Consider the following 13,450-nt stretch of genomic DNA (forward strand, 5'->3'; position numbering starts at 1 on the left):
GAAGTCCATTCGCGTCTGCTGAGCGCTTGCTGATTTTCTGATGAGCGAACGAAACGTTTACGTTTCTGCGAGTGCGATCCAGCCTATCCGACGCTACGTTAGCCCCGTGTACGCCTTTGGTGATTTTCGGTTTGATTCCGCGACCGGCGAGCTGACTCGGGGTGACGCGGTCGAACGCCTCGCGCCGCAGACCGCGCTCGTGCTCCGCGTGCTCGTCGAGCGATCTGGCGAGGTAATCTCGCGCGACGAGTTCCGCCGGCGCGTGTGGCCGAACGCAACGGTCGAGTTCGACCAAGGGCTCAACTTCAGCATCCGCCAGCTGCGCATTGCGCTTGGCGACGACGCGGCCGCGCCGACGTACATCGAAACCCTGCCGCGCCGCGGCTATCGGTTTCGCGCGCGAGTCGTGCGTGACGAAGTGGACGCCGTCCAACCTGACTCTCCGAGCGCGCAGACCGGCGCTGGCCGTCGCGTCATAGCTCAGCGCTGGGCCGCTCTCGCTCTGGCGATCGTCGTGTTCGGCGGCGCCGTCGCATGGGTCGCGCACAGGTCGGGTCGTGCGCCCGTTCTGGCGATCGTTCCGTTCGATGCGGATTCGACCGTTCCCGGCCTGGCAGAGTACCGCGATGAGCTGAGCGAGTCGCTCGTCGAGCGCTTGACCAGCCGACTCGGCGCATCGGCCGTGATCGTCGGCCCGGCTATGACGAAGCGATTCGGATCGCGTACGCCGATCGACAGCATTCACGCCACGCTCGGTGCGGCCTACGCTATTTCGGGTGTCGTACGCCGGCGCGCGAATGGGGTGGATATATTCGCGCAATACGTGCGCGCGAAGGACCGCGGCCACGTCTGGGGATTCCGTGTTCTCGATTCCACCGCGCACCGTGACGCCGAGATCGGCGCACACATCGCGGATTCGGTCGCGGCGATCGTTCTGAGTCCGACGCCGCGAGCGGCACGCGGCTTCGAGCGGCCGGTCAAACCGCGGTAGACGTCGGTAGACGCCGCCGCGCTCAGCGCGCTTCAGCCGCCGACTCGCCCAACGACGCGAGCGTTTTCTTGATCACGGCCTCCGCCTGTGTGTACGTCGCCCGCAGCTCGTCTTCATTCGAAACCAGCTCCGCCGTGTAATTCGAAAGCTGCGGACCCGCCGTGCCCGTTCCGCCCGCGGCAACCAGCCGGTTGATGCCGTCGCGGCTCTCGTCGCGCACGCGGGCCTGCAGCGTGTAGGTGAGCGACAGCGCCGCGACGGTCTCGTAGTCGAGCTTCGTGAGCGCCTGGGTCGACACGGCGGTGGTCCACGCCGTCTCGAGCAGCGACGGCGCGCGCAGACCGTCCACGCCGCCGCCGGTGGCGAGATCCGGCGGCAATCGCGTCGTGTGCGCCGAGTCCGCGCGGGCGAGGATCGTGCGAATTCCGCGATGATACGGTATCACGTCGTCGAGCCGCGCTTCGTTGCGGCGAACCTCGGTGAGAAACGTGCGCAGCGACTTGATCGCCAGCTCGTGGTCGGCGCGCCGCTCCTTCCACTTGTCCACCCAGAGCGCCAGGAGAATGCCGACCATGATCGACGGCGACTGCTTGATGATTTCCTTCACCCATTCGGGCAGGCGCATCTTGCGGCGCCAGTCGGCGGGCTTGCCGCCGTCGCGATCTTCGTTCGTCGAGCGCTCGACGCGTTCGTCGCTCATCGTGGCATCTCGGTCACTTCAGCGGATAGCCGGGATCGGACGGGAGCTTCCCGTCGATGCGCAGGACCTTCACACCGGACGTCACGGCTGACGCGGGCACGAAGGTGATCGAGCCGCGAATCGCCTCGACGAGGTTGAGCGCCATGTCGGTGCTGTAGACGATCTTCGGTCCGCCCGCCACCTCGGCGCGAAACATCTTGCCGATCCAGTATTCGTGAAAGCGCTCCTCATCCATGTGATAGATGCGCTCGAGCACGATCGACCGCTCGCGCGCCGTCGGCGCGCGCACGAGCAGCGTGACCTTGGAGTGATCGTGCCAGAATTGCTGATCGCCCATGAAGAGACGGCGCAGCTCGTCGAAGCTCACGTTGTTCACGCTCGTGTGCGGGTTCACGACGATCGCGATCGCCTGTGCTTCGCTCGCGGCCGACGCAGCCGGCGTGGCTCGGTGTTCGGTGCGCGGCGCGGTTGGGCGTTTGGCGGGAACAGCCGGCTCGGACCGCGGTTCGGGTGTCGGTGCGGGCGCCGCTGTGGTTTCCGGCTTCGACGTCGCGCCGCCGCATGCGACGAGCAGCATGATCGTCGCGGCGAGACTGCCGGCCGCGGCACGCCGGCCTGATATGAGAATGCTCATTGGTGTACCGTCTGGCTCTCGCCGGTACTGAACAAGTCAGGGACGGTGAACGCCGCCTGAATCGCAAATGCGCGTGACCAGCCCGTGCTTTGAAACCGCTCGCCACGCATTTCGGCCTTGAGCGCGGCGTCGGCCGCGAAGTCGTAGCGGATGCCGGCCGTCAGACCGTCGTAGCCGAGCAGGAGCGGCGCGAAGACGACGTCGTTCTGCGCGATGGTGATTCGTTCGCCGCGCACGTACGGCTTCCACGCACGCGCCTGGCCTGGGAGGCGATAGGCGAGCTGCGCATAGTAGGCGTGGTTCGCGGTCTCGTCGCCGCCGGCGAGCGGCGTGTGCGCGATATGCGAATACTCGGCGAGGAACTCGGTCCGGTCCTGCTCCCACGCGATGTACGCGGATGCCGTGCCTTCGGTCGCCATCGGCACACCCGCGGGATCCACGCGATCGTGGTAGTAGGAAACGCCAATCTGCGAGCCGGGCAGCGACAGCGGTCGTGCATAGACGGCGGCTGTCCACGCGCGATTCCCGTTCACGTCACCCGCGTCGCCCGCTCGTGAGATCGTCGCGCCGCGGCCGTTGCCCAAGCCCACCTGGTAGCCAAGCCCAAAGGCATTCGACGGCACGTTGCCTTCAGCGAACGCGCCGACGAAGTGTGTCGGAAGCAGCTGCGAGCCGAACTTGATCTCCTCGGGGCGAAGGATGGTCGTCTGCAACCATGCGCCGTGGTGGAAGGCGGTGTTCCAGTAGCCGATCGGCGTGTGGAACCGCCCCACCGAGAGTTTGAATTCGTCGGTGAAGTCGTAGCGGAGAATCGAGCGCTCGACCTCGATCGCATAGCCGGTCGGCTGGGCGGTCGCGCTGACCTCCCCGAACAGCGTGAGATGATCGCTCAGTGCGGCGTTGACGTGGCCGACGAGCTGACCGAGCGAGAACCCCGTGGGCACCTTGCGGGTGGTGGCGAGATAGTCGGCGTCGCCGAACAGGAGGGCGTGCACGGTGGGGCCGGAAGGCGGCGGCGTTTCGTCCTGCGCGTCGGCGGCATGAGCAAACGCGAATAGGACAAGAACCGCGGCGGCGGTGCGACGTGCAATCATCGGCGTGACTCGGGGGCGGGCGTCGTGAAGCGTAATGCGACGCAGCTCTCCGTGAAACGTCGCGAGCGGCAAACGTACGAGTTGGCGCGGAGGTCGACAAGGCGGGTGGGAAGCCTGGCGAACGGCAAGATCCTCGCGCGGGGCGACGGAGAATTTTCCGGCACCCAAGTGCGCGGCGATCTCGGCGTCAGAACGGCACCAACCCGAACGACAATCCGCCCGCGCCAACGCTCACCGTCGCCTGCATTCCGAGCGCGCGCGAGCCCAGGAATTTCCGGTCCAGCACGTTGTTCGGATGCGAATGCGTGTACTGCACCACCTTCTGCCCGGAGAGGACGCCGAGGAAGACGCCGAGCGCGATGTCGCTCGCCCAGTGCTCGTCGAGGTAGAGGCGTGCGAGCGCCGGCATCGTCGCGCCAACGTAGAGCGCGGGCGTGATGATGTTGCGGTTCGGCGTGTGGCGAAAGCGCATCTCCTGCGAGAGCGCCGACGCCACCGCGAAGCTCGCCATCGCGTGCATCGACGGGAACGAGCGATAGTTGAAGCTCGTGAAGCCGTGCAGGGGGTCGAAATCGTACGGATCGCTGTCGTGCTGGTGTCCGTCTTCGTCGACGACGTACGGACGCGCGCGCCCGGCGATGCCGCGCACGACCTGAATGAACATCGCCGCTGAGAGCACCGACATCGTGCTGTGCAGCGCGACGTCGGCGGTGGCGAAGTCCTGTTTGCGGTCGGCGATGAAGTACACGAGGCCGCCGGTGCCCATCAACACGGTTTCCGTCACGATGCTCGCGCGCTTCGCCACCGTCGTGTAGTTCCCATGACGCGCGTGGAGCAGGGTGTCGCCGAAGCTGTGCGCGATGCGGACGTCATACAGCGAGAGCAGCGCCGACCCCGCGGTGGCCGCACCGACGACGACGAGATCGCGATGCGTGATGAGGGGTTCCTGCGCGCGGGCGCGCGATGAGAGAAGTGTGAAGAGACCGGAGCAAGAGACGACAACGTGCCGGGTGCGGGCGATGCGATTCATCGTGAGAGGGTTGTACGGTTTGTACGGGTCAGAGCGATTTCATAGGCGGCCGCGGCCACGCAGGCAATGATCAGCCCGGCCAGCCAGCCGCCGGCGACGTCCGTCGCCCAGTGCATGTCGAGATACACGCGGCTGATTCCGACGATGACAGGCAGAGCAATCCCCGCGCCGATCGCCGCCGCGCTCGGCAGGAGGCGCTCGCGCCACAACACGTACGCGAGCGTACCGCACACGGCGGCGGCAATCGTCGCGTGGCCGGACGGGAAGGCGTAGGTCGGATCGACGGCGTAGCCGTGCGCGGGTCGCTGCCGGGCGATGACGCGTTTCGCGATCTCGAACGCCTGCATCCCGGCGAGCACGACCGCGGCCATGCCGATGCCCAGCCGCCGCGAGCGAAACACGAACAGGAGCAAGGCGCTCGCGAAACCGACGATGCGCATTCCGGTCGTGCCGCCCAGTCTCGAGACGATGTCGAAGAATCCGTGCACCCACGGCGCCTGGTGCGCGGCGCACCACTGTTCGACGCGGAGGTCGAACGCGTCGACGGACGGCGCCGTGACGACGTGTACGAGGACCAGGAACAGGACGAGGGCGGCGATCGCGATGAGGAGCGCGGCGGTCGTGAGCGACCGGGCAGTCGTGAGGGAGGCGTGCGTGTCCATTTTCCGTACATCTTAGGCACGATCCGCGCTCAACTGACCCCTTGCGCTTCTACATGAGGGATCGCATTCTTCCGCCGACCTGTAGAAGGACGAGAGGAAACGACCGCCATGCTTGCCGAACTGCTGAGCGACATCCGATATCGCCTCCGCGCGTTGTTCTCGCGCCCGTCCCTCGAGCGAGAGCTCGACGCCGAGCTGCGCTTCCATGTCGAACGCGAAGCGGAGAAGTACGAGCGGCAAGGCATGTCGCGGGACGCGGCGCTCCGCCGCGCGCGCCTCGAGTTCGGCGGCGTCGAACAAATGAAGGAAGCGAGCCGCGATACGCGCGGGACGGCGCGCCTCGAGTCCATCGTGCGCGATGTGCGCTTTGCCGTTCGATCGCTCAAAGGCCGACCCGCCTTCGCGCTGACGGTCATCACCACGCTCGCACTCGGCATCGGCGCCAATACCGCGATCTTCACGCTCGTCGACGCGCTCTTACTGCGTCCGCTGCCGGTAGCGCATCCCGAGCAACTCGTGATCGTGAGCGATCCCACGCAGGTGAACAACAACAATGTGGGCTCTCCGCTCACCGGCTTCGTGTCGTTCCTGCTCTACCGGGACGTGCGCGCGCGCAACACGGTGTTCACCGACATGTACGCGAACGGATGGTCGGGGCCGATAGACGTGCAGATGGGCGCTGGCACCGGGGCAACGGTCGAACAGCCGCACGCACGATTCGTGACCGGCAACTTCTTTTCGGTGCTTGGCGTGCCCGCCTACGCCGGACGCACCTTCACCGCGGCCGAAGATGAAACGCCGGGACAGGATCCCGTCGCGGTCATCACGTACGAGTATTGGCAGCGCCGCTTCTCGGGGTCGAGCGCCGCGATCGGCAGCGTCATGCGCGTCAACGACGTCGCCGTGACGATCATCGGCGTGACGCCGCCGGGCTTCAGCGGCGACATCATCGGCCAGCCGTTGGATTTCTGGCTGCCGATGATGATGGACCCGGCGATTCAGCCGGGTATGAACAAATTGGACGATCGCGCGTGGTCGTGGCTCATGATGATGGGCCGGCTCAAGCCGGGCGTTACGCTCGAGCAGGCGCGCCAGCAGGTGAGCGCGGTCGAGGCGAACGCGATCCGCGAAAATCTTTCCGGCCGCGCGCTGTCGCAGTTCGACGATGGCCTCAAGGCGAATCCCGTTCCAGTCGTGTCGGGCGCCCGCGGATTTTCCGAACGGCGCGCCGAGTATGCAAAGGCGCTGTGGGTGCTGATGGCGGCGGTCGGCTTGGTGATTCTCGTCGTCTGCGCGAACGTCTCGAGTCTGATGCTGGCGCGCATCGTCGCGCGCCGCCGCGAAATGACGGTCCGCATGACGCTCGGCGCGGCACGAGGACGGTTGATTCAGCAACTGCTCGTGGAAGGGATGTTGCTCGCGATCGTGTCGAGCGTGCTCGGACTGCTCGCCGCGACATGGGGCAGCCGAGTGTTGCTCACGACCGTGCACGTCGGTTCGGCTGTCTCCGGCCCGATCGCGATCGATACGACACTCGATGCGCGGGTACTCGTCTTCACGGGCGCAATGACGCTTGCCTGCGTGCTGTTGTTTGGTTTGTTGCCTGCGTTTCGCGCGACGCGGGTCGACCTCGCGACGTCGCTGCGTTCACAAGGACGAAACCTGATGGGCGGTGCGCGAGTCGGCGGAGGCCGCGTTCCGTTTGGGCGCGCGCTCGTCGTGGCGCAGATCGCGTTGTCGATGCTGCTGCTCATGGGCGGCGGATTGCTCGTGCGGAGTATGCAACAACTTCTGCACGGCGACATCGGCGCGGATCGCGATCACGTGATTGCGGTGCGCGTACGGACGTCGCGTTCGCAGTACGTCGGGGCGCGCCTGGGTCAATTGCGGCGCGATCTCGCGGACCGGATCGGCCGTGTGCCTGGTGTGGATGCCGCCGCATTCGCCGATCACGGATTGTTCAGCGGGGGGGCCGCCGGGGGCCGCGTCGATGTGTCGGGATTCGTACCACAAGCGGATTCGGAGCGCATCGTTTCAATCGATCAGGTCGGCCCAAACTTTTTCCACGCCATTGGCGCGCGGTTGATTCGCGGCCGCGACATGGAGTCGCACGATCTCGAGACGGGACCGCCCGCCACAGGTGCTGTCGTGATCAACGAGACGATGGCGAAAAAGTACTTCGCTGCTCGTAACCCGCTCGGCGGTACGGTGACGCTGGCCGACACGCTGCACTATACCGTCGTCGGGGTCGTGCGCGATTTTCAAAGCAAGAACGTTCGCGGCCAGCCGATTCGCGAGATGTACACCGTGTTCAGCAATCCGAACGTGGGCAACTCGGGGGCGGCCAAACTCGTGGTGCACGTTCGAGGAGATCCGTCGCGCTTCGTCGAGCCGATTCGTCGTGCGGTGGAAAACGTTGCCCCAGCGCTCCAGGTCCAGGTCGATCCAGTGAACGACCTCGTGCGCGGTACGGTATCGCAGGACGTGCTGCTCGTGCAGGTGACGATGTTCTTCTGCGTCGTCACGTTGGTGCTCGCGGCGCTGGGCTTATACGGTGTCACCGCATATTCGACCAGTCAGCGCACCAGCGAATTCGGCTTACGCGCGGCGCTCGGTGCCGAGCCGGGCGACGTGACGCGAATGGTGCTTGGCGAGGCGGTACGCGTGGCCATTATCGGAATTGTCATCGGCGTACCGGCGGGGTTTGTCGGAGCGCGATTGATTCGAACGCAGCTTTTTGCCGTCGGGGCGATCGACGTGCCGTCGCTCAGTCTCGCGATCGTGGTCCTGGTGACGACGGCGGTCGTCGCGAGCTATTTGCCGGCGAGGCGCGCGGCGAGCGTTGGGCCGTTGGAGGCGCTGCGGTTGGAGTAGCGTGCGCCGTACTGTAATTGCACAGCTATTGGCGGTCGAACACGAGGATGTGCGGGTCCTCTCCCGCAATGGCTGGAGTCAGCGTCATCGTTTTGAGATCCGAGGAGAGCTCGAGCCGTATGCGGGGAGTGACTTGGCCATCGCTCGCCTTGCGCATCAATTCAATCGTGTGTTCATCCAGCCGGCGCACCAAGGTCGCGGGGAATTGCACGTTTCCCGTGACTTGAGTAGCGGAATCGACAATGGCAAGTCCGCCTTCGTCGTAGGGCCGGATCTGTAACACGACGACGTAGTTCACGGCTTGCAGGCTCGTACTTACCCACGTCCCCGCGAAACCCGATTCTCCGGCGCGTCGCTCGTAGACATAGTTCAGCTGGAAGGGCGAGCCGTCGGCATTGAACGAGGTGAAATGATCGGTCAGCGCCTTGCCGTCCTTTGAAAGACTCCAATTCGCGGTGATCGTGGTGCGGCCGTTCGTCTTGCGAATGACCTTCCACTTGTCGCCTTCGACCGCGACCGCGAGGGTGCCGTCTCCGGAGAGGGGCGTCCTTTGGTCTGTGCCATCGACGACGATCGTCTCCGGTCCACCGCCGAAATTGAACGTGTACTTGTTGCCGCCGGCGCTCTCCACCTTCATGCGATCGGTGAGCGTGCTCTTGGACGGATTGAGCTTCCAATCACCGACGAACGGGCTGTCCGCCGCGCGCGGTGCGGCTGGTGCGGCCGCGAGGAGACAGGGAAGGAGCAGTAGTCGAAGGCTGCGCTTGATCATCGGCGGATCCTTTGCGTGTCAACCTTAACCTTAAGAGCGGATTTTGTCTTTCACAATAATGTGAAGCGGGCATCTCCCTCTCTTGGCAGTTTCCTTACTCATGTCCCAGTCCAACGTCGGACAACGTACGACGGAGCCGGGACGTGGCCCGCTGCTTGTAATCTTCCTGGCAGTTTGGACGCGATAGGTTTGGAGGTGTCGTATGGCCTCTTACCGGAGCTCGCCCATGTTCCGCCCCCGCTGGCTTGCCGTCGCTGTCGCCGCAGTCACGTTCGCTGGTTCCGCGACTGGTGCGCAGACGTCGCATTATCACGTCGTGAAGACGATCGACATCGGTGCCGCGCGCGCCGATTACATCATCATCGATCTCGAAGGCCGCCGCCTTTACGGACTTGGTGACAAGGTGGTCGATGTGGACAACGACAACGTCATCGGCACGGTCGAAGGGGGCGGAGGCGGCTACGCGATCGACCACGAGGATAACCGCGGCCTCGTCCGCAACGGCACGCTCTTCGATCTCAAGACGCTCGCCGTTACCGGGCACGTGGACGCCAAGGGCGACGGGAGCCGCTATGATCCGGTCACGCATCGGGCGTTCGTCTGGGCCGGCAAGGATGGTTGGGTGGTCGACATGCGCACCGGCAACTTGCTCTCGAAGACGATGATCGGAGACGGGCTCGAGTCGGCCGCGGCCGACGGGAAAGGGAAGCTCTACGCCGCCATCGAGGACAAGGGCGGCCTCGAACAGTTCGATACGCGAACGCTAAAGATCGAAAAGACGTGGGACGTTCCCGGCTGCGGACGCGCGCAGGGGCTCACCATGGACACGGAGACGCGCCGCGTGTTCATGGCCTGTGATACGGACGTCGTCGTCGTGAACGCCGACAACGGCGCCGTCGTGTCGCGCGTTCGCGTGCCGAGCCGCGCGGATATGAACTGCTTCGATCGCACGACCAAGCTCGTGTTCAATCCGAATCGCGCCGATAGCACGCTGACGGTGATTCACGAGGACTCGCCGTCGAAGTTCACCGTCGCCGAGAAAGTGCCCGAGGGTGGAGCGGCGCGCACCTGCGCGGTCGATGAGAAAACGCACAAGGTGTACGTGTTCTACTATGAGGGAAATCCGCGGCAGGGCGGCAAATTATTGGCATCGGTGCTCGCCCCGTAACGCCGGATTCAGTCAGCGGCCAATCGCCGCGCGGATTCCCTGAACGAAGCTGCTCCACGCGAACGGACCATAATTCTGGACGCAGAAAACGCTGTCCACGTCGAGCCGCTCGCGCGCGACGGCGTTTACGAGATCCGTTGCCTCCGTTTCGAGGAACCCGGCGGCCGGCTGGCCGTCCGCCGATCGGTTCATGAACACGAGGTCCGCACCGTACAGCAGTTTATGTCCGGGAAAGTACGCCATCAGCATGCGCTCGGCGTACGGCCCGCCGACTGGATAGAGCACGATTTGATTGTCGCCGCGGCCGATCGTTGTCTTGCCCGAAACGGCGACGACGCGTGGCTCGCGCCGTGAGCGCGCCAGCGAATCGGGCGCGAGCGTGTGCGGCGCGGCTGCGAGGCGTTTCAGGAACGGAATGCTGTTCGCCTGCGCGTAGATCGGAATTCCGAGCGCCATCGCCTCGCGAACGCCGCCAAGATGTGCCCAGGGATCGGACGTCATCACGAGCGCCTTCACCGGCGCGCCGGGCCACCGCCGGCGCGCTTCGTCGATGACGTCGTGCAGGTAAGCAGCGCTGATGTGCGCCTCGAAGATCACGACGCCGTCGGCCTGTTTGACCAGCGTTTGCGACCAGAAGTCGGGAACGCGTACGATGCCGGCTATGAGCTCCGCCGGTTGGCCGCGCATGCCGAGTCGAAACCGCGAGAAGTTCTGGAGCGATGCACTGGCGTACCGCCGCCGCGCCGAGTCCGCAACGACGAACGAGTCGGACGGGACGGCTGATGCCGTGACCGCGGTGGCGTACGTCACGTCGCGAAGTGGCTCGCCATTCAGCGAGATTTTTTGCTGCATCGGCCAGTAGGAGCCCGCGGCCGTTATCTGCCAATCGACGTTCTCGGTGCGCATCGTGACGTCGCCGAACGGGGCCCAGCGAAAGTTGTCGGCATAGGGCCGCACAATCTCTACGGCATCCGGCAGGCGCGTCGCTCGGCTCACCTCGATGCGCATGCGGCCGTTCCGCCAGGGAAAGGAGACGACGTCGTGGGGCACGCCGAAGCGTGTGACTGCTGATTCCCGGCGAAGCTCGGTCGAGGCGGCGGCAAGTTGCAGCACGCGTTCCGGTTCGCCGTCGACGCGATCGATGTAATCCTCGAATGTCCCGTGCGAGCCGCCCGCGTAGGCTCCGTTGGCGAGCACGACGAGCACGGAATCGGTCAGGATCGTCACGCGGTCCGGACCTGTTGCCGCACCCGGGCGGATCGATTGGTCGGTGCGGCGCAATCTCCCGCCGGCGACGTCGTATAACTCGGAGAAACGCGCGTACGCGACGCGCCAAGGACCCTCGGCGCGCTCCGCATTTCCGAGAATCCACGTGTGCTCGATTCCGGTGAGCGTCACCGAGACGATGGCGCTCCTGTCGGCGTGGTGCAGCGCCGCGATCGCCTCGTGGACGATAGACTGCGGCGTGTTGGGACGAGGTTGCGCCGCGAAGAGCAAAGCGACGACGTGTGCGAGCATGTCGCGAAATCTCCGAAGAGTGTCGCGTCATGATAGTGTCCGGTGCGAGACTCGGCGGCTCACGTCGGCCGGTTTTGTCGGGAACGGCTTTGTCTACGTCGCGAACGGCTTGAGAAGTTCAGCGATCGATGCGCGCCGCCTCCGGCTCACCGGTAACGCGACGCCGCCGATGACGACCTCCGCGTTGCCACCCGCGAGACGGCGAACTTCCATGATTCGATCGCGGCGCACGATGTACGACCGGTGAACGCGACAGAATAGGCGCGGATCGAGCGTGCGGTCCAATGTGTCGAGCGATGCACGAACCAAGAATCGTTTGCCGCGCGAGACAACCGCGGCGTAGACGTCGTCGGCTGCGATGTAGTCGACGTCGTCCGTCGGAATGACGATGTCGCGTGTCCCCACACGAGCGACGAAATGCCGCGGATAGACGTGACCTCCGCCGAGGCGGTGCCTGATGCGCTCCACGGCCTCGTCGAAGCGCGGCTCGACGAGCGGCTTGGTCAGATAGTCGACTGCCGCGACCGCGAACGCGGGCAATGCGAATTCCTCATACGCGGACACGAACACAACGAGCGCGCTGGCTCGTGAGCCATCGCCCTCGGCTACCTCGAGGCCGCTCCTCAACGGCATGCGGACGTCGAGGAACGCGACGTCCGGCGCCAGCCGCGTGATGGCGTCGTGCGCGGCATCGCCATCCGCGCACGATGCGATGACGGATACGTCGGAATGGCGCGCGAGCAATTGCTCGACGACGCGGCGCGACATCGGTTCGTCGTCGGCGACGATGGCGCGAATCATCCAGGTGCGGCGGCGGGTGGCATCCACGGAATGACGATGTCGACCGCCACACCGGGGCCGGACTCGGCGTTGGCGACCAGTACGCTGGCGCTCGATCCGTACATGCGTTCCAGGCGACTGCGTGCGTTGGCGATCCCGAGGCCGGCGATCGCCGGCGCGGTAAGACCGCGCCCATCGTCGCGAACGCTCAGGCGGAGCGTTGCGTCGACGCGCGACGCGGCGATGGTGACGCTATTGCCGGCGCGCTCGCGCAGAATGCCGTGCTTGAGGGCGTTCTCGACGAAGGGCTGCAGAATGAATCGCGGAACTCGCGCGCGACTGAGCTCCGGCGGGATGTGAATCGCGACGGCGAGGCGGTCGCCGAAGCGCATGCGCTCGATCTCGAGATACCGTGTCAGGAAATCCAGTTCTTCAGCGAGCGTGGTTTCATGGCGTCCGTCGGCGCTCATCGCAACGCGGAACACGTCGCCGAGCAGCGCGAGTGCTCGGATGGCGTCATCCCCGCGCTGATCGCGGACGAGTCCCATGACCGCGTTGAGCGCATTGAACAAGAAGTGCGGTTGAAACTGCATGCGGAGCGTCGCCAACTGGGCGTCGCGCAGCTGCGTTTCCAGCTCGAGCGCTTGCTGCTCGCGCTCACGGAGACGTGCCTGGCTCGCGAGCGCATGGCCGATAATGACCACGGCGAAGTACGCGAGCGTCGTCGCCGGCAGCTGCCCGATGAACCAACTCGATGCCGATGCCGCGAGCGAGCGAGACGACGGCCGAACGAGCGCCCCGACGAATGCGTCGGCGGCCGCGGCGATGAGACTCGCCGCGAGCGACGCGCCGGCGTGCACGAGGAAGTTGCCGCGCTTCTCGCGGCGCCCCAACGGAAATCGTTCGGCAAGACGTAGAATCGCCGGCGTGAATGCCGCCCACGCATACCACTGCGGTGCCTCGCTCACGAAGGCCCGCCACACCGGAATCGGGTGTCCGGCTTGCCGCGCGAATACCACCGTCTCGAGGGTGGAGAGGAGGGCGGGGATGGACCAGATCGCGAATGACAGGCGACCAGTCAAGCGAGCGTGGCGCGTTGGCGCGTCCGGGCGGGACATGCTGAAACTTGTGATACGGATGTCAGCGGAGCAACGTCCGGCCCGTTGGGGGGTGCGGCGCAGTGAGAGTAGCGAAATCGCCGCGTGGCGGCATATTCTCTTCGCTCAC

General features: G+C 65.4%; 12 protein-coding genes. 3 read left to right on the forward strand and 9 right to left on the reverse strand.

Annotated elements, in window-relative coordinates; translation table 11 throughout:
• Positions 1 to 106 precede the first annotated feature (106 nt).
• Positions 107 to 991 carry a winged helix-turn-helix domain-containing protein gene (locus tag VN706_18180; protein HXT17576.1) on the forward strand — a complete coding sequence of 295 codons (885 nt, stop codon included), beginning with the start codon at positions 107 to 109 and terminating at the stop codon, positions 989 to 991.
• 22 nt (positions 992 to 1,013) lie between these two features.
• Here the strand turns inward: VN706_18180 and VN706_18185 are convergent, their stop codons facing one another.
• From VN706_18185 to VN706_18205, 5 genes are all read right to left on the reverse strand, one after another.
• Positions 1,014 to 1,691 carry a hypothetical protein gene (locus tag VN706_18185; GenBank protein HXT17577.1) on the reverse strand — a complete coding sequence of 226 codons (678 nt, stop codon included), beginning with the start codon at positions 1,689 to 1,691 and terminating at the stop codon, positions 1,014 to 1,016.
• 13 nt (positions 1,692 to 1,704) lie between these two features.
• Positions 1,705 to 2,325: a hypothetical protein gene (locus VN706_18190; protein HXT17578.1), complete on the reverse strand. Its 621-nt coding sequence runs from the start codon at positions 2,323 to 2,325 to the stop codon at positions 1,705 to 1,707.
• The gene (locus tag VN706_18195; protein HXT17579.1) at positions 2,322 to 3,419 is read right to left on the reverse strand and encodes a porin; all 1,098 of its coding nucleotides are present in this window, start codon (positions 3,417 to 3,419) and stop codon (positions 2,322 to 2,324) included. Before VN706_18195 ends, VN706_18190 begins: the two co-directional genes overlap by 4 nt.
• A 187-nt stretch (positions 3,420 to 3,606) precedes the next feature.
• Positions 3,607 to 4,449, reverse strand: coding sequence for a phosphatase PAP2 family protein (locus VN706_18200; GenBank protein HXT17580.1), 843 nt, complete (start codon positions 4,447 to 4,449; stop codon positions 3,607 to 3,609).
• On the reverse strand, positions 4,446 to 5,111 hold the full coding sequence (locus VN706_18205; protein HXT17581.1) for a phosphatase PAP2 family protein: 666 nt from the start codon (positions 5,109 to 5,111) through the stop codon (positions 4,446 to 4,448). The genes VN706_18200 and VN706_18205 overlap by 4 nt, the downstream gene beginning before the upstream one ends.
• A gap of 108 nt (positions 5,112 to 5,219) precedes the next feature.
• On the opposite strand from VN706_18205, the gene VN706_18210 reads away from it, so the two are divergent.
• The gene (locus tag VN706_18210) at positions 5,220 to 7,985 is read left to right on the forward strand and encodes an ABC transporter permease (GenBank protein ID HXT17582.1); all 2,766 of its coding nucleotides are present in this window, start codon (positions 5,220 to 5,222) and stop codon (positions 7,983 to 7,985) included.
• 25 nt (positions 7,986 to 8,010) lie between these two features.
• On the opposite strand, the gene VN706_18215 is transcribed toward VN706_18210, so the two are convergent.
• A complete protein-coding gene (locus VN706_18215; GenBank protein ID HXT17583.1) occupies positions 8,011 to 8,757 on the reverse strand; it encodes a hypothetical protein in 747 nt (248 codons plus the stop codon).
• Positions 8,758 to 8,983: 226 nt separating this feature from the next.
• On the opposite strand from VN706_18215, the gene VN706_18220 reads away from it, so the two are divergent.
• Positions 8,984 to 9,925, forward strand: coding sequence for a hypothetical protein (locus VN706_18220; protein HXT17584.1), 942 nt, complete (start codon positions 8,984 to 8,986; stop codon positions 9,923 to 9,925).
• A gap of 12 nt (positions 9,926 to 9,937) precedes the next feature.
• On the opposite strand, the gene VN706_18225 is transcribed toward VN706_18220, so the two are convergent.
• From VN706_18225 to VN706_18235, 3 genes are all read right to left on the reverse strand, one after another.
• A complete protein-coding gene (locus tag VN706_18225; protein HXT17585.1) occupies positions 9,938 to 11,443 on the reverse strand; it encodes a hypothetical protein in 1,506 nt (501 codons plus the stop codon).
• Between the two features lie 93 nt (positions 11,444 to 11,536).
• Positions 11,537 to 12,244 (reverse strand): LytTR family DNA-binding domain-containing protein, encoded by a 708-nt coding sequence (locus VN706_18230; GenBank protein HXT17586.1) that lies wholly within the window; start codon positions 12,242 to 12,244, stop codon positions 11,537 to 11,539.
• Positions 12,241 to 13,305 carry a histidine kinase gene (locus VN706_18235; GenBank protein ID HXT17587.1) on the reverse strand — a complete coding sequence of 355 codons (1,065 nt, stop codon included), beginning with the start codon at positions 13,303 to 13,305 and terminating at the stop codon, positions 12,241 to 12,243. The genes VN706_18230 and VN706_18235 overlap by 4 nt, the downstream gene beginning before the upstream one ends.
• Positions 13,306 to 13,450: the final 145 nt, after the last annotated feature.

The sequence above is a fragment of the Gemmatimonadaceae bacterium genome (genome assembly GCA_035606695.1).
GTDB lineage: Bacteria > Gemmatimonadota > Gemmatimonadetes > Gemmatimonadales > Gemmatimonadaceae > JAQBQB01.

What these genes read in the sequence shown, in the direction of transcription:
- VN706_18195 (HXT17579.1), bottom strand. Translation starts at nt 3,419, where the DNA reads ATGATTGCACGTCGCACCGCCGCCGCGGTTCTTGTCCTATTCGCGTTT.
- VN706_18205 (HXT17581.1), bottom strand. Translation starts at nt 5,111, where the DNA reads ATGGACACGCACGCCTCCCTCACGACTGCCCGGTCGCTCACGACCGCC.
- VN706_18190 (HXT17578.1), bottom strand. Translation starts at nt 2,325, where the DNA reads ATGAGCATTCTCATATCAGGCCGGCGTGCCGCGGCCGGCAGTCTCGCC.
- VN706_18230 (HXT17586.1), bottom strand. Translation starts at nt 12,244, where the DNA reads ATGATTCGCGCCATCGTCGCCGACGACGAACCGATGTCGCGCCGCGTC.
- VN706_18220 (HXT17584.1), top strand. Translation starts at nt 8,984, where the DNA reads ATGTTCCGCCCCCGCTGGCTTGCCGTCGCTGTCGCCGCAGTCACGTTC.
- VN706_18210 (HXT17582.1), top strand. Translation starts at nt 5,220, where the DNA reads ATGCTTGCCGAACTGCTGAGCGACATCCGATATCGCCTCCGCGCGTTG.
- VN706_18225 (HXT17585.1), bottom strand. Translation starts at nt 11,443, where the DNA reads ATGCTCGCACACGTCGTCGCTTTGCTCTTCGCGGCGCAACCTCGTCCC.
- VN706_18215 (HXT17583.1), bottom strand. Translation starts at nt 8,757, where the DNA reads ATGATCAAGCGCAGCCTTCGACTACTGCTCCTTCCCTGTCTCCTCGCG.
- VN706_18185 (HXT17577.1), bottom strand. Translation starts at nt 1,691, where the DNA reads ATGAGCGACGAACGCGTCGAGCGCTCGACGAACGAAGATCGCGACGGC.
- VN706_18200 (HXT17580.1), bottom strand. Translation starts at nt 4,449, where the DNA reads ATGAATCGCATCGCCCGCACCCGGCACGTTGTCGTCTCTTGCTCCGGT.